General features: G+C 71.1%; 21 protein-coding genes. 9 read left to right on the top strand and 12 right to left on the bottom strand.

Features of this window, described 5'->3' with window-relative positions; genetic code table 11:
- Positions 1-96: 96 nt before the first annotated feature.
- The 5 genes from ACTJJ4_RS07135 to ACTJJ4_RS07115 form a co-directional block, all read right to left on the bottom strand.
- Positions 97-924, bottom strand: a complete 828-nt coding sequence (locus ACTJJ4_RS07135) for a hypothetical protein (protein ID WP_440942622.1) — start codon at positions 922-924, stop codon at positions 97-99.
- On the bottom strand, positions 921-1973 hold the full coding sequence (locus ACTJJ4_RS07130; protein ID WP_440942837.1) for a glycosyltransferase family 4 protein: 1053 nt from the start codon (positions 1971-1973) through the stop codon (positions 921-923). The genes ACTJJ4_RS07135 and ACTJJ4_RS07130 overlap by 4 nt, the downstream gene beginning before the upstream one ends.
- Entirely contained in the window at positions 1973-2968 is a 996-nt protein-coding gene (locus ACTJJ4_RS07125) for a hypothetical protein (RefSeq protein ID WP_440942621.1), read from the bottom strand. Before ACTJJ4_RS07125 ends, ACTJJ4_RS07130 begins: the two co-directional genes overlap by 1 nt.
- Entirely contained in the window at positions 2968-3804 is an 837-nt protein-coding gene (locus ACTJJ4_RS07120; RefSeq protein WP_440942620.1) for an alpha-1,2-fucosyltransferase, read from the bottom strand. Before ACTJJ4_RS07120 ends, ACTJJ4_RS07125 begins: the two co-directional genes overlap by 1 nt.
- A 68-nt stretch (positions 3805-3872) precedes the next feature.
- Positions 3873-4817, bottom strand: coding sequence for a glycosyltransferase family 2 protein (locus tag ACTJJ4_RS07115; RefSeq protein ID WP_440942619.1), 945 nt, complete (start codon positions 4815-4817; stop codon positions 3873-3875).
- Positions 4818-4877: 60 nt separating this feature from the next.
- On the opposite strand from ACTJJ4_RS07115, the gene ACTJJ4_RS07110 reads away from it, so the two are divergent.
- Positions 4878-5786, top strand: a complete 909-nt coding sequence (locus ACTJJ4_RS07110; RefSeq protein ID WP_440942618.1) for a glycosyltransferase family 2 protein — start codon at positions 4878-4880, stop codon at positions 5784-5786.
- On the top strand, positions 5783-6811 hold the full coding sequence (locus ACTJJ4_RS07105; RefSeq protein WP_440942617.1) for a glycosyltransferase family 2 protein: 1029 nt from the start codon (positions 5783-5785) through the stop codon (positions 6809-6811). The genes ACTJJ4_RS07110 and ACTJJ4_RS07105 overlap by 4 nt, the downstream gene beginning before the upstream one ends.
- Before the next feature lie 18 nt (positions 6812-6829).
- Here the strand turns inward: ACTJJ4_RS07105 and ACTJJ4_RS07100 are convergent, their stop codons facing one another.
- Positions 6830-8629 carry an ABC transporter ATP-binding protein gene (locus ACTJJ4_RS07100; protein WP_440942616.1) on the bottom strand — a complete coding sequence of 600 codons (1800 nt, stop codon included), beginning with the start codon at positions 8627-8629 and terminating at the stop codon, positions 6830-6832.
- Between the two features lie 219 nt (positions 8630-8848).
- On the opposite strand from ACTJJ4_RS07100, the gene ACTJJ4_RS07095 reads away from it, so the two are divergent.
- On the top strand, positions 8849-9412 hold the full coding sequence (locus tag ACTJJ4_RS07095; protein WP_440942615.1) for a hypothetical protein: 564 nt from the start codon (positions 8849-8851) through the stop codon (positions 9410-9412).
- Between the two features lie 130 nt (positions 9413-9542).
- On the opposite strand, the gene ACTJJ4_RS07090 is transcribed toward ACTJJ4_RS07095, so the two are convergent.
- From ACTJJ4_RS07090 to ACTJJ4_RS07075, 4 genes are read right to left on the bottom strand one after another with little or no spacing between them, the layout of a single operon-like run.
- A complete protein-coding gene (locus ACTJJ4_RS07090) occupies positions 9543-10640 on the bottom strand; it encodes a glycosyltransferase (protein WP_440942614.1) in 1098 nt (365 codons plus the stop codon).
- A complete protein-coding gene (locus tag ACTJJ4_RS07085) occupies positions 10637-11674 on the bottom strand; it encodes a glycosyltransferase family 4 protein (protein WP_440942613.1) in 1038 nt (345 codons plus the stop codon). The genes ACTJJ4_RS07090 and ACTJJ4_RS07085 overlap by 4 nt, the downstream gene beginning before the upstream one ends.
- A complete protein-coding gene (locus ACTJJ4_RS07080) occupies positions 11671-12786 on the bottom strand; it encodes a glycosyltransferase (protein WP_440942612.1) in 1116 nt (371 codons plus the stop codon). The genes ACTJJ4_RS07085 and ACTJJ4_RS07080 overlap by 4 nt, the downstream gene beginning before the upstream one ends.
- On the bottom strand, positions 12786-14765 hold the full coding sequence (locus ACTJJ4_RS07075) for a glycosyltransferase (RefSeq protein ID WP_440942611.1): 1980 nt from the start codon (positions 14763-14765) through the stop codon (positions 12786-12788). Before ACTJJ4_RS07075 ends, ACTJJ4_RS07080 begins: the two co-directional genes overlap by 1 nt.
- 123 nt (positions 14766-14888) lie before the next feature.
- On the opposite strand from ACTJJ4_RS07075, the gene ACTJJ4_RS07070 reads away from it, so the two are divergent.
- Genes ACTJJ4_RS07070 through ACTJJ4_RS07055 form a run of 4 tightly spaced genes read left to right on the top strand, consistent with a single transcriptional unit; the run spans position 14889 to position 18165 of the window.
- The gene (locus ACTJJ4_RS07070; protein WP_440942610.1) at positions 14889-16070 is read left to right on the top strand and encodes a glycosyltransferase; all 1182 of its coding nucleotides are present in this window, start codon (positions 14889-14891) and stop codon (positions 16068-16070) included.
- A 9-nt stretch (positions 16071-16079) separates the two neighbouring features.
- On the top strand, positions 16080-16979 hold the full coding sequence (locus ACTJJ4_RS07065; protein WP_440942609.1) for a nucleotidyltransferase family protein: 900 nt from the start codon (positions 16080-16082) through the stop codon (positions 16977-16979).
- Positions 16976-17191, top strand: coding sequence for a hypothetical protein (locus tag ACTJJ4_RS07060; protein WP_440942608.1), 216 nt, complete (start codon positions 16976-16978; stop codon positions 17189-17191). Before ACTJJ4_RS07065 ends, ACTJJ4_RS07060 begins: the two co-directional genes overlap by 4 nt.
- The gene (locus tag ACTJJ4_RS07055) at positions 17188-18165 is read left to right on the top strand and encodes a MauE/DoxX family redox-associated membrane protein (RefSeq protein WP_440942607.1); all 978 of its coding nucleotides are present in this window, start codon (positions 17188-17190) and stop codon (positions 18163-18165) included. Before ACTJJ4_RS07060 ends, ACTJJ4_RS07055 begins: the two co-directional genes overlap by 4 nt.
- A gap of 33 nt (positions 18166-18198) precedes the next feature.
- Here ACTJJ4_RS07055 and ACTJJ4_RS07050 read toward each other — a convergent pair whose 3' ends face one another.
- The gene (locus ACTJJ4_RS07050) at positions 18199-19713 is read right to left on the bottom strand and encodes a sugar transferase (RefSeq protein WP_440942606.1); all 1515 of its coding nucleotides are present in this window, start codon (positions 19711-19713) and stop codon (positions 18199-18201) included.
- A 176-nt stretch (positions 19714-19889) separates the two neighbouring features.
- Complete coding sequence (gene lepB / locus ACTJJ4_RS07045) at positions 19890-20606, bottom strand: signal peptidase I (RefSeq protein ID WP_440942605.1); 717 nt, start codon at positions 20604-20606, stop codon at positions 19890-19892.
- Positions 20607-20845: 239 nt separating this feature from the next.
- Between lepB and ACTJJ4_RS07040 the strand changes: the two genes are divergently transcribed.
- Entirely contained in the window at positions 20846-21652 is an 807-nt protein-coding gene (locus ACTJJ4_RS07040) for a helix-turn-helix domain-containing protein (RefSeq protein ID WP_440942604.1), read from the top strand.
- A gap of 162 nt (positions 21653-21814) precedes the next feature.
- The gene (locus ACTJJ4_RS07035; protein ID WP_440942603.1) at positions 21815-22456 is read left to right on the top strand and encodes a hypothetical protein; all 642 of its coding nucleotides are present in this window, start codon (positions 21815-21817) and stop codon (positions 22454-22456) included.
- Positions 22457-22519: the final 63 nt, after the last annotated feature.

Raw genomic sequence — 22519 nt, 5'->3', positions numbered from 1 at the left:
CACCAACGTACCGCCCAGCCACCATCGAAACCGCGGTGATCCGCCTGGTGGTTCGAGATCTCGATGGTGGCTCGGCACGCAGGTCAGGGCAGATGGTCAGCGTCGGCGGAGCCTCTCGCGGACGGCGCGCGCCGAGGGGAGCACGGCGCGCGCCAGCGACCAGGGCGCCAGACCCGTCGCGGGAACGCCGAACTCGCGAGCGACCGATGCGCTCACGGGGCGCGACCAGCCGGACAACGAGTTCCCGGAATGCGCCTCCGCCTGACCCACGCGGTACAGGGCACCGGGGAACGGCAGCGGCGCCAGCTCGATGTCGTCGTGGATGTGCATGTGCGACCCGAGCCACCGCTCCAGGCGATCGCCCAGCGCCGCGTAGAGCTGCTCCTGCGTCGGAGCGCCGGCCGGCACCTCGGGCAGCAGATCGGTGCGCACGATGTGCGAGCTGCCGCACTGCAGGTGGAAGTCCCCGTGGTGCGCGCGCAGCGCGCGGCGCTCCACATTGATGCGCCAGCCGTCGGTGAAGGTCCAGCCCGCGGCATCCGGATGCTGTGCCACGAACGCCGCGAGCCGGTTCGAGACGAAGTCGTCGTCGTCGACGAACATCACGTGCCGCGCGCCCGCATCGCGGGCGGCGGCGAGCCCGACGGCGAGCTTCGTGCCCTTGTCGCGGACCACCGCGGCCAGCCCGGTGCGGGGGCCGGCGACGTTGCTCGGGGGAGGGAAGTCGACCTGCACGAACCGGATCCGGGGGTCGTCTGCAAGCGGCGGCCGGCGGTTGGCCACGACGATGACCGCGAACCGCGGCGAGGTCTGCCGCATCCACGACGCCAGCCCGGCCGCGAACTGCTCTTCGACCGCGCGGTAGTCGCGACTGTTGTGCGGATGCCGCAGGGAGGTGACGAACGCCAGTGCGGTCGCGGTCACAGCGACTTCCAGACCTCGGCGTGCCCGGCGGCGGACCGCTCCCAGGTGTACTCCGACGACCGCTCCCGGCCACGGGCGATCAGTTCGGTCACGGCGGCGGGATCCGCCAGCAGGTCGCGCAGCCCTGCCGCGATCCCGGCGCCGGTGGGCTGCACCAGCATCCCGGCGTCTCCGACGACCTCGGGGAGGCTGCTCGTGCTGGCCGCGACCACGGGAGTGCCTGCTGCCATCGCCTCCAGGGCGGGAAGGCCGAAGCCCTCGTACAGCGACGGCACCACCACCGCGTCTGCGGCCGCCACCAGGCCGGGCATCGCCGCATCCGGCAGCCGTCCGAGCAGCACCGTGCCCGGCAAGCCGTCGAACAGGTCGGTGCGTCGCGGATGCGGCGGGCCCGCCAGCGCGAGAGTCAGCTCAGGATGCTCGCGGTGCACCGTGGGCCAGGCTTCGGCGAGCGCCGCCAGGTTCTTCCGCTCGGCCGCGCCGCCCGCGTGCAGCACATAAGGGCCCGGGATGCCGAGAACTGCTCGCTCACCGGCATCCAGAGGCTCCGCGTCGAAGTAGCGCGGGTCCACCCCGTTCGGCACCACGTGCGGGTCGCGCACCCCCAGGAACCGCACCGCCTCACCGGCGGTGAACTCGGAGACGCAGATCACCGCATCCGCGCTGCGAGCCTCCTCCATCGCGGCGGGGACCGGTGCGGACTCATCGGCGAAGCGCCATGCGACCACATCGTGCAGAGTGATCACGTCCCCGCGCGGCGCGGGCGGCAGCTCCAGCGACGTGCGGTGCGAGACGGCGTCGCCGGCGAACAGCATCCGCCCGATCTGCCGGCGCAGCGCGGGCGAGGCGGTCGCCACCCGGCCCATCGGCAGGCGCCGGTTGCCGGGCAGCGCGGAGCGCATCGAGCGGAAGACCAGCTCGCGCACCTCCCAGGCCGGCCCCATCGCCTCGGCCGCCCGCGAGATGACCTGAGTCTCGTAGGCCTGCGCGCCCATCGGTGTCTCGGTCGCGATCCGCGCGATGCTGAGCCTGCTCACGTCGGGAGACATCACGAGCCCACCCTAGGCGACGATGAACCGCCGAGACCCTCGTCCAGGGCATCCATCAGTGCGGCGCTGCGGGCGGGATCCACCTTCCGGCAGAAGGGAGATCCGCTGGCGCGGAGCTCGTCCAGATCGTCGATCGTCCAGAAGCCCACCCCGTCGTCGCCGGCGCGCAGGCGGTATTTGGACACCGGAGGAAGCGGGCCGGGCGGGGCATGCCAGCTGAGCGGGGTGACGAGGGCGGACTCGTCCGGGATGATCGAGCGTCGGTAGATCCGCCGCAGGCGCGACCCCGGCGCCAGGCTCTCGTCGAGGAGCACGTCGAGTTCCGCACGTCGCACGGCGATCCACTGCGAGCCGACGTAGACCGGACGGGCGTCGCTGAAAGGCAGAGGCACGCGTCGGAATCCGTAGTGCCGTCCGCGCCCGCGGGGGAGGACTCGGATGCCGAACACCGGGGCGAGCCGCACGGCTATCGCCCCCCGCAGCCGGGCGCGGAAGCGCGATGCGGGGAGCGGCCGCCCGCGTCCGGCGAGGGGAGCGCGGAACCAGCGGAACGCGTAGCGCGTGTAGCGCTCATCGCCCTCGCCATGGCGGCGGCCCCAGAACAGCCGGAAGTGCGCGGCATCCGCCTCGCCGGTCCAGCTCGGCGACGCGAGCGCCTCCGTCTCCCACTGCGCGAGCGGTCGCACCGGATAGTCCTGACCGGAGATCACCACGACCAGCTGCGGATCCCAGCGCGCCCTGGCGCGATCGAGCGCGAGCAGCGTGGCCTCGACGATCTGCCAGGAGCCCCAGTCGGTCGCGAGACCGTGGACGAAGACCTCGATCCGTTCGTCGTGGGCCGGTTCCGAGAACGGCTCGGCGCGCGCGTCGTGGGCGATGAGCACCCGGGCCGAGGGGCTGGAGCGCAGGATGGCCCGGGCGAGCCGGAGGACCTGACGCTGATCGCGGTGCGAGAGCACGACGTACACCGCGCGCACCCGCTCCGTCTGCCCCATCAGTGGTGTCCGTCGATGATCGTCCAGGCGGGGTCGAGCTGCCAGGCATCCGTCCCGGTGTCCAGACGCGCGTGGAATCGCGGCATGATGACCCGTGCATCCTCATGCAGCGCCCCTGCGATGTACCCGCCCCAGTACGAGAACGTCGAGTTGGTGCCGATGAGCGTGCGACGGCTCGAGACGGCGAGGAAGTTCCCGACCGCGCCCGGAGGCTCGTACACGACCTGGTCCGCGTGCTCGAGGAGCAGCCCTTCGAGGTTGATGCGACACCACTGGGGGTCGTCGGACACCACACGGATGCGCTCGCTCCGCTCCACCCGCTGCAGCGCGTCCGTCAGGTATCCGATCTGGTCGAACCCGTAGCGCTCGCGAAGCTCCGCCTGCGCGTAGTAGTCGCCGCGCCGGACATTGACGATCACGTCGTCGTCGGTCGGGGCGGGGATGCCCGGGGCGAGCACCTCGCGCACGAAGTCGTTCAACTGCTCCCGGGTGAACTGCTCGCCGAAGCTCTGATTGCGCGCCGTCTCGTCCCAGACCCGACGATCGTGGAATCGCAGCTGCCCGCGGTCGATCGTGAGAGCCTCCAGGCCGCGGAAGGGGGTGAACCACTCCCGCATCCCCGGTGTCTCGAGCACACGCCACGGATTCCCCTCCCGCGACTCCGCGTGCGCATGCAGCCACAGGTACAGCCAGTTGCCCAGACGAGGCCCGACGGGCGGTGTCATGGTGATCGTGCGATCCCCGCGCCGCAGCCGATCGGCCGTCGCCGTCCCCAGACGCCGGGCGCGCCAGCCGAGGTGGCGGACGACGCGGGCGGGCAGGGAACCTTCGGTCACGTTGTCATGATAGGCCGGGGACCGCGCGCACTCGGGGTGCCGCAGCGCACCGGAATCCGAGCCGGCGATCAGGCCTCGAGGGCCGCGCGGATCGCTTGCGCGTCGGCATCGTGCCGCTCGGGCGGGAGCGGCCGAGCGGCGGCCTGGCGCAGGGCCGCGACGGTGCCCCAGGCGATGCCGATCAGCGAGACGCCGAGGCGCTGCAGGCATCGCAGCGGACCGCCCGCACGGAGCACGGCGCGCAGGTCCGATGCGATCCAGCGGCGCAGCAGCGGCGAGCGCCGTCCGGCGTAGCGCGCCAGCATGACCATGTGGTTCCGGCGCCCGTACAGCTTGTACCGGGTGTCGAAGCGCCGTCCCTTCACGTGCGGCGCCGGAAGGTGATCGACCACGGCCAGCGGCGCGAACACGGTGACGCCGCCGACCCGTTTGACCCTCAAGAACATGTCGGTGTCCTCGCGCATGGCGGTGCCGGGGTAGTCGTCGCGGAAACCGCCGAGACGCGCCAGCATCTCGCGGCGGAAGGACATGTTGGCCCCGATGCCGTGGTCCACGATCTCCAGGCCGTCGCGCACGGCGGCGAAGCCGGCGGTGAGGGTGCCGTCATCGCGAAGCCGTCCGATCGGCAGGTCGTACTCGTCCTCGCCCGGCTGCAGGTTGCGCGTGCGCCCGGCGACGGCATCCGGACGCAGCTCCGACGCGAAGGCGTCAAGCAGGCCCCGTCGCCATCCTTCGGAGACCACCACGTCGTCATCGAGAAAGGCGATGATGTCGCCGCCCGCATGCAGCAGCGCCTCGTTGCGCGACCGGGTCATCCAGCCCGCCAGTTCCGGCCGGTGCACGTAGAGCGCACCGGGATGCGCGGCGGCCGCCGAAGAGGCGCCGACCCGCGACGCGTCGACGACGACCACGGGGGTGTCCGGCGCATTCCGCTGCAGTGACGCCAGGCAGCGGGCGAGGAACTCCGGGCGCTCGTAGGTGACGATGCACACGGTGAGCTGCGGGTCGGACATGCGCCTCAGCCTAGTGGCGCGCATCGTCGCGATAGGCTCACCCCGGGGACGGGAGGCGGCATGGCCGAGCGCAGGGTGACGGTGATCATCCCGACGAACCGCGGCGGCGCGTATCTGGACGCCGCAGTGGCGTCGGTGCGGTCGCAGACCCGGCCTGCGCACGAGATCCTGCTGGTGGACGACGGCTCCCCGGAACCGGGCCTCGCCGACGTCGCCGCACGTCTCGGGCTCCGCTACCTCCGGCAGCAGGCTTCGGGGCTCTCCGTCGCCCGCAACACCGGTGTCGCGGGCGCCGAAGGGGAATGGATCGCCTTCCTCGACGATGACGACGTCTGGCATCCGGAGCGCCTCGAGGAGCAGCTGCGCGCCCTCGATGCCGCGGGCGATGTCGTCGCCGTCAGCACCGGCGGGTGGTACATGGATGCCGAGGGGGAGCCGTTCGGCACCGGATGGGGAGCGCCCCCGGCCACCTCGGCCCGGTTCATCGCATACGAGGCGGTCCCGCCGCGCATCACCACCCTCCTCATCCGCCGGAGCGAGTACCTCGCTGTCGGCGGATGCCGCCGTGCGATGGAGCCCGCAGAGGACAACGACCTGATCCAGCGCCTGCTGCAGCGCGGTGAGTTCGCGAGCGTCGATCGCCAGCTGGTGGGCTACCGCCGGCACACGGGGAACATCACCCAGCGCTCGCTGGCGGGGCGGGAGGCGAGCCGGATCGTCATCGACGACCTGCTTCGCGACGCCCGCCGCCGCCAGGACGAAGAGGTCGTCGCGCTGCTGAGGCGACACCGCAGGACGGCGCGACGCATCTCGGCGTCGGGCAACACGGGCGAGCTGATCGCGGCGGTGCGGGCAGGGGAGTCCGGTTATGCACTCCAGCTGGCTCTGTGGGGGCTGCGGCATGTGCCCCTGCATTCGGTGGCCGCCGTCGTGCGACGCTGGCGCTCCCGAGAGGCGTCCGGTCGATGACTTCGGCGCGTGAGGAGGGCGCGGGCGGCCGCCCGGTCGGCCAGGACGGCGGTGTGCAGACCTTCACGCTGATCATCCCGACGCACGGGCGTCCCGAGTTCGTGGTCCAGGCCGTGGACAGCGGGCTCCGACAGGAGCGTGCGTTCGACCGGATCATCGTGATCCCGGACGGGCTGGATGACCCGGCTCCGGACGCGCTGGCGGGGCTTCCCGTCGACGTGCATCCCATCGCCCACGGCGGCGTCTCGGCCGCGCGGAACGCGGGCCTGGCACTCGCCGACACGGACTGGGTGTGCTTCCTCGACGACGACGATCTGCTGCATCCGGCCTATCTCGCCGACCTCGAGGCGGCCATCGCCGCACATCCGGAGACCTCGGCGTTCAACGCGCCGTACTGGAGCTTCGCGGCCGTCGCGGGCCCGCACGAGGAGTTCTCGGCGACCTCGCTCGATGAATGCCTCTCGGCGATCGAGTCGGCTGTGCCGCGCAACGACATGTCCTACCTCGAGATCACGGGCCGCAGCTACGACGCCCTCCTCGAGAAGCTCGCAGGGTCGATGAGCACGGCGGCGGTGAGGACCGCTGTGCTTCGCGAAGCCGGCGGGTTCCCCGTCGGCCTGATCGCCGCCGAGGACTGGACCATGTACGTCAACGTCGCGCGGCTCACCGAATGGCGGGTGCTCGATGAGCGACGTGCGTTCTTCCGCGCACACGGCGACAATGCGATGAGCGGCCGATCGCGCGGGAAGCTCCTCGCCCCGCTGCGTGCGATCCGCTCGTTCTGGCGGTCCGGGGAGCCATCGCCTCCGCACGCCCCTCTCGAGGCGTACCGGCGTGCCTACCGCAATGAGGTCATGACCGCGCTCACCGGGTGCCGTCGCAACGGCGACGCCGAAGGCCGTGAAGAGGCGCTGCGCATCGCGGACGAGATCCTCCCCCGGCGATGGGACCGGATCTTCATCCGGATGCCTCGTCCCGTGCGCAGCGTCATGTGGAGGCTGGAGCGAGGATCCCGCGCGTCCTGAGGGCGCGCGGCGTGCGGGCTACTGCAGCGATCCGAGCTCCACGAGCCGGGCGAACTCGGCATCCGCGGCCCTGACCTGCTCGAAGGTGCCGGTGGCCGCGACCTCGCCCCGGCGCAGGAAGACGAGCTGATCCACGTGGCGGACCGTCGAGAGCCGATGCGCCACCACGATGATCGTCATCGAGCCCTGCAGCCGCTGGAGGGTCTGGGCGATCTCGTGCTCGGTCGCATTGTCGAGTGCGGAGGTGGCCTCGTCGAGCACGAGCACGTTCGGCCGCCGGTACAGCGCCCGGGCGAGACCCACGCGCTGCCGCTGGCCGCCGGAGAGGCGCGTGCCGCGATCGCCGAGCAGGGTGTCGAGTCCGTCGGGCAGCTCCGCCACCACCTCGTCGAGCAGCGACATGCGCACGGCCTCGCGCACGCGGTCGTCGTCGATCGCGCTGCGTTCGAGTCCGAAGGCGACGTTCTCGGCCAGCGTGGCGTTCGAGATGAACACGTCCTGCGGGACGACACCGAGCCCGGCGTGCCAGGCCGCGAGGTCGTCGTCGATGATCTGCTCCCCGCACCGGATGTCGCCGGCCGTCGGCGACAGCAGCCCCAACAGCAGGTCGAGCAGTGTGGACTTCCCCGCACCGCTGGCTCCGACGAACGCCGTCGTGCGGTTCTCGGGGATGCGCACGCTGACGCCGTCGAGCACGTTCTGGGTCGAATCCGGGAAGTGGAACGAGACCTCGTTCACGACGATGTCACCGGTCGGCGGCGTCGGTGCCTGCGGGGTCTCGTCGTGCTGGCCCTCGGTGTCGAGCTCGTCGAGCGCGGAGACCATGATCCGCAGCCCTGCGTCGCCCGCGCGGGTCGTCGCGACGTTCGCCGTCACGCGCGTGAGTGCAGGGAGCAGACGCATGGATGCTGCGGCGAAGACGCCCAGCACGCTGAGGATCTGGTCCTGTGCGCCGGTGACCGAGAGGATCACGGCGATGCCGGCGATCGCGACGAGGAAGGCGATCTCGAGCAGGTAGCGCGGGACGTCGCCGAGGATGCCGGCCTGCTGCTGGGCGCGGGCGCCGCGAAGACGCGCCGCGCGGAAACGGTTCACGAACAGCTCCGAGCTCGCCGTCAGCCGCGTGTCGCGGAAGCCTTCGATGCCCGGCATCAGCGATTGCCAGGCCTGCAGCGAGGAGGCGGCGACCTCCTCGCCGAGGTTGACCTGGCGACGGCGCAGCAGGCGCTGCACGCCGAAGACGATCACACCGAAGAGGAAGCCGGCGAACACCGTCGCCAGCAGGGAGCTCCAGGCGAGCACCAGTATGATCGCGGTCATCGTCACCACGTCGGCGACGAGGCTCACCTGCGCCAGCAGCACGCTGGCGGCCTGACCCGTGGCGTCATTGATGTTGCGGTAGATCTCGCTCGACGCCCGCTTACGATGCGAGCCGTAGGGGGCGAGCACGTAACGACGCATCAGTGCGGCCGCGGCCAGCGCCGAGACCCGGGTGGTCCGCCCGAGAAGCCACCACCGGAACATCAGCGCGCCGATGCTCTTGATCAGGAAGGCGATCAGCACCAGGCCGGCGATCAGGGGGAGCAGCACGCTGACATCCGTGGTCCCGGCGGTCTTCGAGATCCAGGTCAGGAACGCCCCGTCGATGCTTCCCGACGTGATCAACTGCATCAGGGGGAGCATGGAGAGCACGCCGACCATGTCGAGGCCGGCCAGCACCAGAGAGACCAGCACCGTCGTCGTGACCCACCGGGCGGGTGCCGCTCCGGTGACCTCCAGGAGCAGGCGCAGCCGCGACATCCTCGTCTGACGCGTCATCTGCCCACTGTCCCCTCGACGGTCCCGATCGCCTCCCGGCGTCCCGAGAAATCTAGCATCGCGGTCCCGATCGGGCCCCGATCGAGAGAGCGGATGAATCGGAATATCGGTCTCTTTCGCATCCGACTCGATTCGACTATCATTGGCGGCAATGCCCGTCGGTTCAGTGGCTCTATGGGGGAGTCGCGCCGGGGCGATAAAGCATTGGGGAATGCTCTCATGAGCGAGAACACGAAGACCGCGAACGACGGCATCAGCCGCCGCACCGTCACGAAGGCGATGGCATGGTCCGTGCCCGCTATCGCCGTCGCCGCACCGATCCCGGCCTTCGCCGCGTCGGGCAAGCCGCCGACAGTCCTGCCGGGCAAGGTGTTCAAGTGGCCTGGCGGCAGCTGCGTCAACACGCCCAGCGGCCTGGACAACAACAAGGCGTACCTGTTCACCTTCCGCGTGACCAACACGTCGAACAAGCCGATCTACATCTACAGCGTCAACATCACCACGACGAGCGGCATCACGTTCAACACGGTGGGCATGACGCCCGGCCTCGGGACGGCGCTGGCGCCGAACCAGTCGACCGACGTGTCGGTGTGGGCGAACAGCAACAGCAGCGGCAACCTGACCTTCCAGGCGACGGCGACGATCTCGTGGGGCCACAACTACCCGGGTCCCGACCCCGACAACCACGCACCGATCGTGAAGACGTGGCAGGTCAACGGCACGCCCACCACCACGTCGCAGGGCTACAGCCAGTGCCAGAACCCCGGCTACGTCGGGCTCTGAGCCGCACCGGCTCGTGACACGCTCACGGGCCACCACGAAGTCCTCGAACCACCACGTCGACCACAGCGGTCGGCGTGGTGGTTCTGCGTTCGGCGGGAGGTGCCGAGCCTCCGGACGACAAAGGCGGCGGTCAGCGCAGCGGAAGCGCGGCGCGGAATGCGGCGACGCGCGCCGACCAGTCCGCGGCGCGTGCGTTCGCGCCGTCGGGGAAGGCGGACTCCACGGGAAGAGCGGATGCCACCGCCGAGGCGAATTCGGCCCCCGACGCGATCGTGACACCCGGCTCATCGCGGAAGCCCGCCACGGGGGTGGAGATGATCGGACGCCCGACGGCCTGATACTCGTACAGCTTGATCGGGTCGAGGCTCTCCGTGAACGAGGTCACGAGGTGCGGCACGACCAGGACGTCCGCGTGCTGCAGGTAACCCGGCACATCTTCCCGGTCGCGGGCGCCCAGCACGATCGCACCCGCGGCGCGGACACGCTCGCCGTCGGCCGCCGACCAGGCCTCGGGGCCGACGAGCACCAGCTGACCGCTCCCGCGCAGCGCGGTCGCGGTCGCCACGCACAGGCCGACGTCGATGCGGTCGCGGTGCAGGGTGCCGAGGTATAGGGCGTACGGCCCCTCAGGGGCATCCGCGGGGCGCGGAGCGGGCGCGAGGTAGCGCGCCGTGTCCACGCCGTTGCGCACCAGCACGATGTCATCGCGCTGCGGGCGCTTGCGGCGGATCAGCTCCGGTGAGCACGCGACCACCGCGGCCGCGTGCTGCAGCAGCCAGTTCTCGCCCTCGGCGATGCGCTGCTGCGCCGACTCCGGGCGTTCTGCGGCCAGCCAGTCGTCGGTCATGTCGTACAGCACCGGCCAGCCCGTGCGCTGCGCGAGCTGCACCGCCGTGGGGTCGTTGATCCAGAGCGCCGGGTGCGGCATCCGCAGCGTCTCCACCGCCGCGCGGACGGTGCTCGCGAGACGATCGTCGGCACCGCGGTCGATGCGGCGGGGGAGCCACTTCACAGGGCGCAGCGTCCACAGCCGATCGTCGATGCGCGTCAGGCCGCGTCCCGTGCTCGGCCGGCGTCTGTGGCGCAGGTCGTGGATCGGGTCGTCAGGCGGCTCCACGAACAGCACGCGGAGATCGGGATCGGCAGCGAGCAGGCCCGCCACCAGGTACTGATTGCGGCGCCACACGCCATCCCACCGTTCGAGGGAGAGCACGACGAGGTCCGTCATCGCCGCCGCCTCTCGATCGCACGCCGGTAGACGTCGTCGGTCCGAGCAGACTGCTGTGTCAGGGAGAACTCCGCGCGGGCGCGCTCCCGGGCCTGCACTGCGAGACGCATCCGTCGCTCCTCGTCGTGGGCGAGGGTGCGCAGCGCGTCGGCGGCGTCCGAGACGTCTCCCGGGCGGTATCCGCTGCGCGCATCCAGCCCGGCGAGCACGTCGAGGTGGCCGGCGGCGGATGCCGCGATCGGCGCCGCGCCCGCGGCCATCGCCTCGATGACCGCGAGTCCCAGGCCCTCCACCTCGCAGGGCGCGAGGAACAGGGATGCTCGCTCCAGACGTGCGGGCAGATCCTCGCGGAAGCCCAGCAGCCGCACCGCGCCGGAGACGCCGAGTTCGTCGACCAGCGCTTCGAGGTCGACGCGCAGCGGGCCGTCACCGGCGATGTCGAGCCGCCAGCCGTCCTGAGCCAGCCCGGAGGCGGCGAAGGCGCGGATGCCCGTGTCGGTGCGCTTCTCCGGCTGCAGCCGCTGCGCCATCAGGACGACCCGTTCGCGCTCGGCCAGGGCGCCCGCATCCGCCTGCGCCGAGGGCACGCCGGAGTGCACGACGGCGGAGGGCACGCCGATCGCCGCAGCGACCGCCGAGCTGATGGCGATCTCGGCATCCACGCGGCGGCGGACGAGAGCGTCGACGGGGATTCCGAGCACGCTGCCGCGAGGGGATGCGAAATGCCGGGTCGAGACGAGCGCGGGCCCCCGCCTGCCCAGAGCGAGCACGGCGGAGGCATCCGCATTGGTCATGTGGGTGTTCACGACTTCGGCAGTGCGACGCCGCGCCCGCAGGGCACGGACACCGTCCCACAGGCCGACGGCGGGCGACCAGGACGCCCCGGACTCGCGCAGCGGCCCGGGCATGCGCTCCGGTGACCCGCCGAGGACGTCGACGTCGTGCCCTGCCTGCCGCTGGGCGACGGCGAGCCGCAGCACGAACTGCTCCACCCCGGCGAAGCGATCCGAGCACACCAGATGCACGATCCTCATCGGACCGCTCCGCTGCGCTCGGCGGCGGTGACATCGGACAGCAGCCGCACGTACTGCTCCGCCACCGCGCGCCAGGACAGGTGCGCCACGGACCGCCGGCATGCGTCACGCCACGTCTCGACGTCGGTCGCAGCGATGCGCTCCAGCCGTTCGGCGATCATGATCGGCTCCGGCTCGACGAGGAAGCCCGTCTCGCCGTCGAGGACGAGGTCGGGCGCACAGCCGGTCCGCGTCGCGATCACCGGGAGCCCGCAGGCCAGGGCCTCGGCGATCACCAGCCCGAACGACTCGTAGTCGCTCGGCAGCGCGAACATGTCCGCGGCTCGGTAGAAGGGGAGCACGTCGGCGTGCATGCCCGCGAAGAGCACTCTGTCCGCCACGCCGAGCCGCTCCGCCCGGCGCCGCATCTGCGGCACCGTCTTCGCGTCACCGCCGACCACCAGCAGCATGACGGTGGTGGCGTGCCCGAGAGCATCGATCAGCAGAGGGACGCCCTTCCAGCGCAGCTCGTGGCCGATGAACAGCACGACCCGATGCTCGTCATCCAGGCCGAGCGCAGCGCGAGCAGCGCGTCTCTCGTCACCTGTGGGCGGGCGGAACCCCTCGAGATCGACGCCGTGCGGGATCACCGTCACGTCCGTGCGGGAACGCGGGTGCAGGCGCCGCAGCGTCGCGGCCTCCGACGCCGTGGGTGCGACGACGGCACGGTGCAGACGCCGACGGAAGCGGATGCCATCGCGGAGCCAGCCGAACAGGACCACCGGATTGCGCAGCAGGCGCCAGGACATCCCGCCACGTGCCGCGATCGCCGCGAGCTGCATGCCGTGATCGACGTGGAGCTCGCCCGCCATCACGGCGTTGTGGCTGATGGCGACGGCACCAGGACGCCCGGCGAGGAGCCGTCGCGCGGCGGACGTGCCGCGGAACGTCTGATGCACGGTCGACCACGCCTGGCTCAGCACATGCCCGAGGCGGGTGCGGGCTGTGCGCGGCTCGGTGATCAGGCGCTCGGTCGAATGGCCCAGCGCGAGGAACTCGCGTTCGAGGTTCCAGGCGACCGCGGCGATTCCCGTTCCGGGGCCGATGCGCGATGCGATCTGCACGATGTGCATCAGTCCGCGCTCCGGAACCGCTGCTCGACCTTCACGGGGCCGAGACGATAGAGCGCCGCCCGGCGGCGGGCCTCGTGCCCGCGCTCGCCGGGAAGGATCACGGCGCGCACCGCCGCACCGAGGAAGGCCGCCGTGCGGGCGCTCTGCCAGCCGAGTGTGCCGAAGTGCTTGCGGAAGTACCGCTCCTGCGAGGCGTGGAAGTACGACTCACGGCGGCGCGGGTCGGTGCTCGTGCCGCCCGCCGCGTGCACCGCGTGCAGGCCTGTGATCTCCTGATGCCGCCAGCCCAGACGGTGCGCGCGGTACGCCCAATCGGTCTCCTCGGCATAGAGGAAGAACCGCTCGTCGAAACCGCCGACCTGATCCAGCGCCTCCGCACGCAGCAGCAGCACGGAGCCGATGACGAACCGGGGGCCGCGGATCAGGCGGCCGAGACCGATCGCCTGCATCCAGCTGCCGAGCGGCGTGGGAAACGGCCACAGGGTGCGGGCCGCGTGGCCGTTCAGGTCGACCTGCGCGGGTCCGACGCTGGCGAGGTCCGGTCTCGCCCGGAGAGCCGCATGGAGCTGCCGGATGCCGTCGGCCGAGAACTCGGCATCCGGATTCAGCAGCAGCACGTCGCCGTCCGGCACGAGCCGGTCGGCGAGCACCCGGTTGACGGCCGCGCCGAAGCCGATGTTGCCGCCCGAATCGATGTAGCGGATGCCCAGCTCTTCGCAGAGTGCGGCGATCTCCGGCATCGACGAGTTGTCGATCACGGTGACCGGCAGTCCGGCGACCGGCGCCAGCGCACGACGCAGCATCTCGACGGCGCCGTAGGCGACGACGATCACCTCGACTCCGCGCTCATCTGCCGCCTCTGTCTCGCCGTGCGACGGCCGGGCGATCGAGACGGTGCGGTACAGGCCCCGATACTCTCGCGCGACGGACTCCCACGAGCACTGCTGCGCCCTCACCAGGCCGGCGGCGGTCAGCTCGGTTCGGCGAGGGCCGGCGGCATCCACCAGCGCCGCCGCCAGGGCATCCGCATCGCCGGCCGGGACGACGATCCCCGCCCCGCCCACGACGTCGGGCAGCGCGCCGGCGTCGCTGGAGACCACCGGCACACCGGCCGCCATCGCCTCGACGGCGACCCGGCCGAATTGCTCCGTCCAGCTGTCCGTGGGGATCGAGGGCACGGCCAGCACGTCGACGGAGCGGTAGAACTCGCCGATGCGATCGGGCCGGATCGGTCCGAGGACCTCGAGACGGTCGCCGACCCCGGCCTCACGGGCGAGCGTTTCCAGGAATCCGCGGTCCCCGCCCTCTCCGCCGACGCGGAGCCGCAGCCGGGGCTCCTGCTGCATCGCGCGCACGAGGGGCTCCAGGCCCTTCTCCCGCACGATCCTGCCGAGCAGTCCCACCGTGATCCCGCCGTCCGTCGCGTGCTCGGCGGGGACGTCAGGGGACGCCGCATCCGGCACGGGGTCCACGCCCAGCGGGATCACCCGAGCCCGCCCGGAGAAACCCTTGCGCTCCACGATGCGGGCCGCCTCAGTGTTGCAGGCCGAGATCCCCGACGCCGTGCGCAGCGCCCACCGCTCCAGCCAGCGGAACGGCACCGGGTAGCGCTTGTCGATGTTCTGCGCGGTGTACAGCACCACCGGTGTTCGGTCGCGTCGCAGAGCGCGCATCAGCAGCACCTGAGCGGTGCTCAGAGCGAAGGGCTCCTCGTGGATGTCGATCACGTCCCAGTGCTCGCCGAGAGCCCGCCACAGCGGCCCGGGGGAGTACAGGAACAGCGCCGGATGCCGGCCGAAGAAGGTGCGCGCCGACCGCACGTTCTCGTCGGGGCGGGCATCCAGATCCACCCACACTCCGCCCGCGTGCCAGCGCGGTGCGGTGATCAGCGTGACGTCGTCCCCGGCATCGCGGAGGGCGCGCTCACGGCCGCGCCACGCGGCGATCGTGGCGCTGTGCGAGATACGCAGCACGCGCACAATGCCTCCCCAGGGTTATGCTGTCCTCAGCAACCATATCCGTCGCGATAAGGCACTGGGGAGTGTCCGCGGCGGAACGATTCTGGGGATCGAAGGGGAATGGTAAGCGTACGCACTGGGGACGTGCGGCCACGGGTCGTGCACCTCGACCACACAGCCGTCCGCGGCGGGGCCGAGCTGGCTCTGCTGCGCCTGCTCAACGCGCAGCCCGACTGGGCGGCATCCGTGCTGCTTCCGGCGAAGGAGGGAGCCGGCGTCTTCGACCAACTGCCCTCCGACGTGCCGCTGATGTTCGCGGGTGTGCGGCAGCCGAGCGGGGGCAGCGGTTCCTCGCCGCTCCGCCTGGCGGAACTGGGCGCGCGGCTCGCGGCGCAGGCCGCCGCCGTCCGCTGGCACCGCGCGGTGCGGGGCAGCGACATCGTCGTCGCCAACAGCACGCGCTCCGCCGCCTACGGGGCGCTCGCTGTGCGCGGTTCGCGCAAGCCGTTCGTCGTACACCTGCGGGACCTCGTCGAGCGGGAGAGCCTGGGTGCCTTCGGCCACCGGCTGATGACGGACCTGGTGCTGCCGAGGGCAGACGGCGTGATCGCGAACTCCCGCACGACCCTCGAGAGCGCCCGCCCCTTCCTGCGGCGCGGAGCGGTGGCCGTCAGCATCCCCAGCGCCTCGGGGATCCACCCGGTCGCTGCGGTCCGTCCGCATGTCGGCCCCCTGCGGGTCGGGATGCTGGCGCGCATCGACCCGTGGAAGGGACAGCGCGAGCTGCTCGAGGCCTTCGCCCTCGCCTTCCGTGACGGCGACGCGCAGCTCGATCTGGCTGGCGGCGCGCCCTTCGCACATGACGGCTTCGCCGAGTCGCTGCGCGCGCGTGCGGACGAGCTCGGGCTGGGCGCTCGCGTGCTGCTCCCCGGCCATGTCGACGACACCGCGACGCGCATCGCGGGCTGGGACATCGCCGTGCAGTACTCCACCCGCGCCGAGCCGCTCGGGCAGAACGTGCTGCAGTACCTCGCCGCCGGCACGGCCGCGATCGTCGCCGACGAGGGCGGTCCGGTCGAGTGGGTGCAGGACGGCCGCAACGGCGTGCGCGTGCCCCCGCGCAGCATCCCGCAGCTCGCCGACGCGCTGCGCACGCTGGGCGGCGACGCGGCGCTGCGCGCTCGGCTCGCGGATGCCGGCAAGCACACCCCCGGTCTGATGGACGATACCGCCGTCGCACGCGCCCATGCGGACGCGTACGGCGAGACGCTGGCGCGCACGAGGCGCTCGGCGGCCGGAGCGGGCGCGACGCCCGTGCTGGCCTAAGCTGACGCCGTGGGAGCCTTGCAGGAGACGCCGATCCCGCTGCCCGTGCGGATCTCGCTGTGCCGTGCCGGTCTGCAGGTGATCGCCGACCGGCTGGGCGTGCGGATGCTGCACGTCAAGGGCGCCGTGCTCGACCCCGGCATTCGTCCTGACGTCCGCGGCGGCAGCGACGTCGACGTGATCGTCGACCCGGCCAGGATCGACGACGTGCACCGCGCTCTGCTCGGCCACGGCTGGGAGGTCTACAGCACCTTCGACGAGGGCTCGCCGTTCGGACACGCGCAGACGTACTGGCACCAGGACTGGGGCTATGTCGACCTGCACCGGCGCTTCCCCGGGGTGGGCATCGCGGATGCCGTCGCGTTCGACCGGCTCTGGGACGGCCATCTGCCGCGCACCGTGGCCGAGCGGCCGATCGTCGTGCCGAGTCTCGTGGCGCAGGGCGCACTGTTCGTGCTGAACGCCGCACGCGGAGACGCCGCGGAACGCGAGGAGGCACTCGAGTACCTCTCGCGGCTCGCACCCCCATCGCGCGCCGACGTCTCGGCGCTGATCACCGAACTGCACGCCGATGTCGCGGCATCCGTGGTGACCGGCACGCTCGACGAGTGGCGCCGTCACCGCGACCACGCCCTCTGGAAGGCCGTCTCAGAAGGCGGTTCGCGGACGCAGGAGTGGTGGGGCCGGGTCCGCGCGGCCCGCACCCCGGCCGACGCGCTGAAGGTGATGCTGCGTGCCCCTCGCGTGAACCGGAGTCGCCTCGCGCACGAGCTGGGCCGCACGCCCACTACGTGCGACGTACTCGTCGCCGGCGTGCGACGTGCGGCGTCCGCGGCGAGGGAGGCGCTCGGCCGCGGAGGCGAGCGGGGCCGCGGAGGCGAGCGGGGCCGGGGCGGGAGGGCGCGGTGACGATGCGTGTGAGCCTGGGAGCGGATGTCGGCTCGGTGGAGCAGGACGGCGTGTACTACGCGGCCGTGCTGCCGGACGGGCCGATCCTCGTGCTCGCCGACGAGGCGGCCGACGTCTGGCGTGCGGCCCTCGAGGGCCGCGAGGTCCGGGACAATGACTACGTCAGGGCGCTCGTCGCCGCTGAACTGCTCACGATCGATGGGGACACATGATCTACTTCGCGTTCGCGCCCGCGCTGATCGTCGTGGGGGTGCTGCTCGTCAGCGGCATCGCCAAGCTGCGCACGCCCGATGATGAGGCCGGATGGGCCGAGCTCGGAGTGCCGGCGGTGCTGCGCCGGCCCTGGCTGATGCGGCTGCATCCGATCGCCGAGATCGTGCTGGCTGCGGTCCTGCTCGTGTTCGGCGGCGTGCTGGGCGTTCTCGCCGCGATCGCCGCGACCGTGCTCTTCGCCGTCTACCTGGTGATGGTGTGGCGAGCGAAGCAGAGCACGCCGGATGCGTCGTGCGCGTGCTTCGGCGAGCGCAAGCCCATCACCACGCGCACGCTGCTGCGCAACGGCTGGCTGGTGCTGATGGCTGCGTTCGCGGTCGTGGGCGTCGGCTCGACGCCGCTGCTGGGCGGGGTCGCCGCGGTGGCGACGTGGATGTGGCCCTGGACCCTGGGCCTCGCCGCTGTCGCCGTGACGTTCGTGCTGGTGAACCAGCCGGCGGCACCCGTGATCGCGGCTCCCACGGGAGTCGCCGACGAGGAGCTGGGGGAGTACCTCCGCACCCGCACGCCGGCCGTGCCGGTCACGCGTGGCGACGGTGCCGTCATGAACCTGCGGGCACTGTCGATGGAGAAGCCGATCCTGCTGCTCTCGGTGTCGGAGACCTGCGGCTCGTGCACGCCGGTGATCGAGCGCGCTGATGCCTATCGCGAACTGCTGCCCGAGGCATCCGTGCAGCTGCTGGTGCGCAGCACGCCTGAGGCGAGCCCGATGGCCAGCGCCGCCGAGCCGTTCACCCTGCACGACCCCGACGGCTACGTGCGCGATTCCCTGGAGATGCCGCGCACGCCGAGCGCGGTGCTGCTGGGTGCGGACGGCCTGCTCGCGGGCGGCCCCGTGGTCGGGCATCCTGACATCGAGGAGTTCGTCGCCGACATCTACGAGTCCCTGCACGGCACCCGCCCGGACGCCTGACCCCCCCCGGCGGTACCCCGTCCAGGACCGGATTCAGTACGCGCCGTGGGGGCGCAGCAGGGTGCGGACCGTGCGCCAGAGGATGACGAGGTCGCCGGTGAGCGACCAGTTCTCCACGTAGTAGAGGTCGAGGCGGACGCTGTCCTCCCAGGAGAGATCGGAGCGACCGCTGACCTGCCAGAGGCCCGTGATGCCCGGCTTGACGAGCAGTCGGCGCTGAGCGAAGTCCTCGTAGTTCTGCACCTCGCGCATCAGCGGCGGACGGGGTCCGATCAGCGACATGTCGCCGCGGAGCACGTTCCACAGCTGCGGCAGCTCGTCCAGGCTGAACCGGCGGAGAACGCTGCCGACGTGGGTCACCCGAGGGTCGTCGTGCATCTTGAACAGCACGCCGTTGCCGTCAGAGAACGCCAGCAGGTTGGAGAGCATGTCCTCGGCGTCCGGCACCATCGAGCGGAACTTCAGCAGTCGGAAGCGTCGTCCGTCCAGTCCGATGCGCTCCTGCATGAACAGCGCAGGCCCACCGTCGGTGCGGACGGCGAGGGCGATCGCGAGCAGCAGCGGCGAGAGCACCAGCAGCGCGAGCGCCGAGACGCACACATCGAACGCGCGCTTGGTCGCGTACCGCATGCCGGTGAACTCCGGATAGTCCACATGGATGAGCGAGAGCCCGGCGACCGGGCGCGCGTGGATGCGGGGGCCGGCGATGTCGGTCAGCGCCGCAGCCACGATCAGGTCGATGCTGCGCGTCTGCAGCTCCCAGCCGAACTGACGCAGCCGCGGCGGCGAGATCAGGTCGGAGCCGCTGTAGACCACGGCATCCGCGCCGACCGACTCCAGTGCGGGGAGCATGCCGTCGAGGTCGCCGATCACCGGGATGCCCGGAAGCAGCAGCCCGTGGCCGCGCTCGGTGACGGCACCGATGATCTCGTACCCCGCGGTGTGGTCGCGCTGCACCTCGCGCGCGATGTGCGCGGACTTGGCGTGCTCGCCGACGATGACGATCCTCGTGAGGAAACGGCCCTGCGAGCGCTGCGCGCTGAGCCAGCCCCGCCACATCCAGCGGCCCACGATGAGCAGGAGAAGTCCCGCCGGAAGCGCGAGCAGCAGATACGCGCGCGCCACCTCGATGTGCAGCAGGAACGCGGCGATCGTCAGGATGCCGAAGGTGCGGATGCTGGCATCCGCGATGCTCCGGTACTCCTGCGTGCCGTTGCCGATGGTCTTCGCGTCGCGGGTGCCGTGCAGGCGCAGTCCCACGAGCCAGGCGATGGCGAACACCGCTGAGACCAGCGTGTACGCCAGCGTGAAGCTGCTGCCCCGGAAGCCCGGGATGTACAGACTCGCGGAGTCCTCACCGAAGCGCAGGAACTGCGCGCCGAACACCGCCACCACGACGATGATCGCGTCGGTGACGACGAGGCGACGACGATATGCCGTCTGCCAGTCCGCGCTCGTCGATTCGGGCGCCGCGAACGCCACTGCAGGCGTCTGACTCGCCTGCCCTGCTGCACCCCAGTGCGCACCCCATGGCTCGGATACGGCCACGATCCCTCCCCAGAGGATTTCGTCCCACGCGCAGCGCACACGACGGATCGTGCACCCAGCGCTTCATCGCTGCCCCAGCAAGCGACGTCATCCTCCTCCCACAGGAGGACTGTCTGCAGTCTAAGCCGTCAAACCCCTGACGTACAGCCCCGCATATATCGGTTTGTGCCGAATCCTCAGAGACCGCTCCATCGGCCGACCGGCCAGAGGATCGCGACGGCCTTGCCGACGATGTCCTGACGCTTCGCCCAGCGATAGCAGGTGGTCGCGTCGGCATCCGCCGTGCGACACGAGTACGCGCCGTCGGCCGAGTTCGAGCGGTGGTCGCCGAGCACCAGATACGAGCCGGCGGGGACCGTCACCTCGGGCAGGCAGCGAGGTGATGCAGGGGTCGTGGTGCAGTCCAGGGAGCCGGGAGTGAAAGGGAGGTCCTCGAACACGTAGGGCTCATCGAGAGGCTTGCCGTCGACCAGAAGGCGCCCCTCGGCGTCACAGCAGGAGACCGTCTGGCCGGGTCCCGCGATGACCCGCTTGATGAGGGTGTGCGGACCCGACGGGCCGAACCCGGTGACCTCGCCGATCCAGCGCAGCACGCCCTTGAGCGGACCGTCGTCGGCGGTGCCATCCGGACCCCAGGTCTCGTCCGCGTCGAACACGACGATGTCGCCCGTGCGGGGGCCGCCACCCACGAACGCGAGCCGGTTGACGAGCACTCGATCACCGGGCGTGAGGGTCTGCTCCATGGAACCCGACGGCACGGCGTACGGCTTCGCGACGAACGACAGCACAGCCCCGACCACCACGAACGCCAGGATCAGGTGGAACCAGGTGCTGCCCGTGATGCGCCGCCACAGCGGGCGCGGGGCAGAGGGAGCATCGTCAGCGGAGGTCACGCATACAGCATGCCGCACCTTGCTGATCGACCAGGGGAGCGGATGCCGATCGCCGGCGAGGTCGCATCTTCGTGCGCCCGCTGTCGCGGAATGACATCCACGGGCTATGCTGTCGCCAACGAACGCCGACGGATGGGGCCGGGCGTCTCGTGGATCTGGGGAGGTCCGTCTTGGGGAATGTGATCGACGTCGCCGCTGTCATGCGGCAACTGGGGCCGGGATCGGAACAGCTTGCGGCGATGTGCCGCCATCGCAGCACGCTGACGACGAGCTACGTCTTCGACGAGGACATGCGATGGACGTGGCGTCGTCAGCCGCCGGGTCGCGATGCACTCGCGGGCCTGGTGTTCATCGACGTGCCGATCAGCATCGACGGCGACCTCGGCGAGGAGCGGGCCGAGCCCGGCAGCGCCGTGTTCCTGCATCCGCACCGCGACCTGCACCTCTCGGCGGACGTCGGTGGCAACTCGATCGGCGTGTGGCTTCCGTGGGACTCGCTGCTCGAGGTCGAGACGGGCGTGCAGTCGCCGGGGCAGGTCCTGTCACCGACGCCGCTCACCGTGGGGCTTCGTGCGTTCCTCACGTCTCTGCTCGTGCAGCCGTCGGATGCGACGCCGTACACCGACTATCTCGTGGAGCGCGTGCTTGCGGAGATGACGTTCGGAGCGCTGCTCGAGTCGGTGCCGAAGAACATCGCCGGCGCCCGCGACGACAGGCCCATCGATCGAGCGCGATCGCTGATGCTCATGCGCCGAGCGGAGGGGGACTTCGGCGTCGCTGAACTCGCGCAGGAGATGCACATGTCCACCCGGCATCTGCAGCGCATGTTCGCGGCCGAGAACAGCTCGCCCGCCGATGAGCTGCGCGGCATGCGCATCGATCTCGCCAACGAGCTGCTCGGCGACCCGGCGTACGACTCACTCAGCATCAGCGAGATCGCCATGCACGCGGGCCTCCGCACGCCGTCGGCGCTGCGTCGAGCGTTCGCCGGTCGCGGACTCACGCTCCCAGCGCGGGCACGGAGCGAGCGGATGCCGGTGGGCTGACGCCTCGTTCGGGTGGGCCTGCTCCGTTTTGCGACAGGACTCGCAGAAAGTGCGACAAGCGCGTTGAGTGCTCGCTTGAGCATTCAGATCATCAGAGGTGTGCGGCATTGAGGAGCCGCTCGACACCACTGGGAACTGTCTGCTGAGGGGACAACACAGCACATGAATGAGAACGCCACCGCGGGCGCACCGCGCGCCATCGACCGCCGCACCGTCGTCAAGGGAGCCGCCTGGTCGGTTCCGGCCATCGCCGCCGCCGTCGCGATGCCGCTGGCATCGGCATCGGGCGAGACGAAGACGCCTGCTCTCCGTATCTACGCCGACTGCCTGCTCAACGCCCTCGACGTCAAGATCGGGCAGGGCTTCTACGTCGAGAACGCGGGCACGGGCGACTACGCGGGCAACATCACGGTCGTTGAGACGATCACCCTCTCAGGCGCGGCCGCGGCTCCGCTCGTGCGGGACGCCGTCTGGCTGATTCTCCTTGTCCAGGGCGTGCTTGGTGGTAACACCGCCGGTGTCACCCGAGGCAATTGGGGCGTCGTGAACTCTGGCAACGGCATCACCACTCCGTTCAAGTCTGTCGCGACCCGCACCGTCACGATCTCCGGCCCGCTCGCCGCTGGGGAGACGCGGAGCTGGGGCATCCTGGCAAATGTGGCCTCCGGCGTGATCAACGCACTTGGCCTCCTCGGACTGGCCGGTCTTCAGCAGTCCGCCTCCATCACCGTTCCGACCGGAAACCCGCCGGTGACCAAGGCGTCTGACACGATGAACTGGGAGCTGCTGTCCACCAGCTGCTGACCGAGCATCCACAATCACGCGACGGGACTCCTTCTCCGGAAGGGGGCCCGTCGCTCTTTCGTG

Origin of the sequence: Microbacterium sp. 22195, assembly GCF_052056515.1 — a bacterium.
In the GTDB taxonomy this organism is placed as follows: Bacteria; Actinomycetota; Actinomycetes; order Actinomycetales; family Microbacteriaceae; genus Microbacterium.
This window is presented reverse-complemented; position numbering and strand designations above follow the sequence as displayed.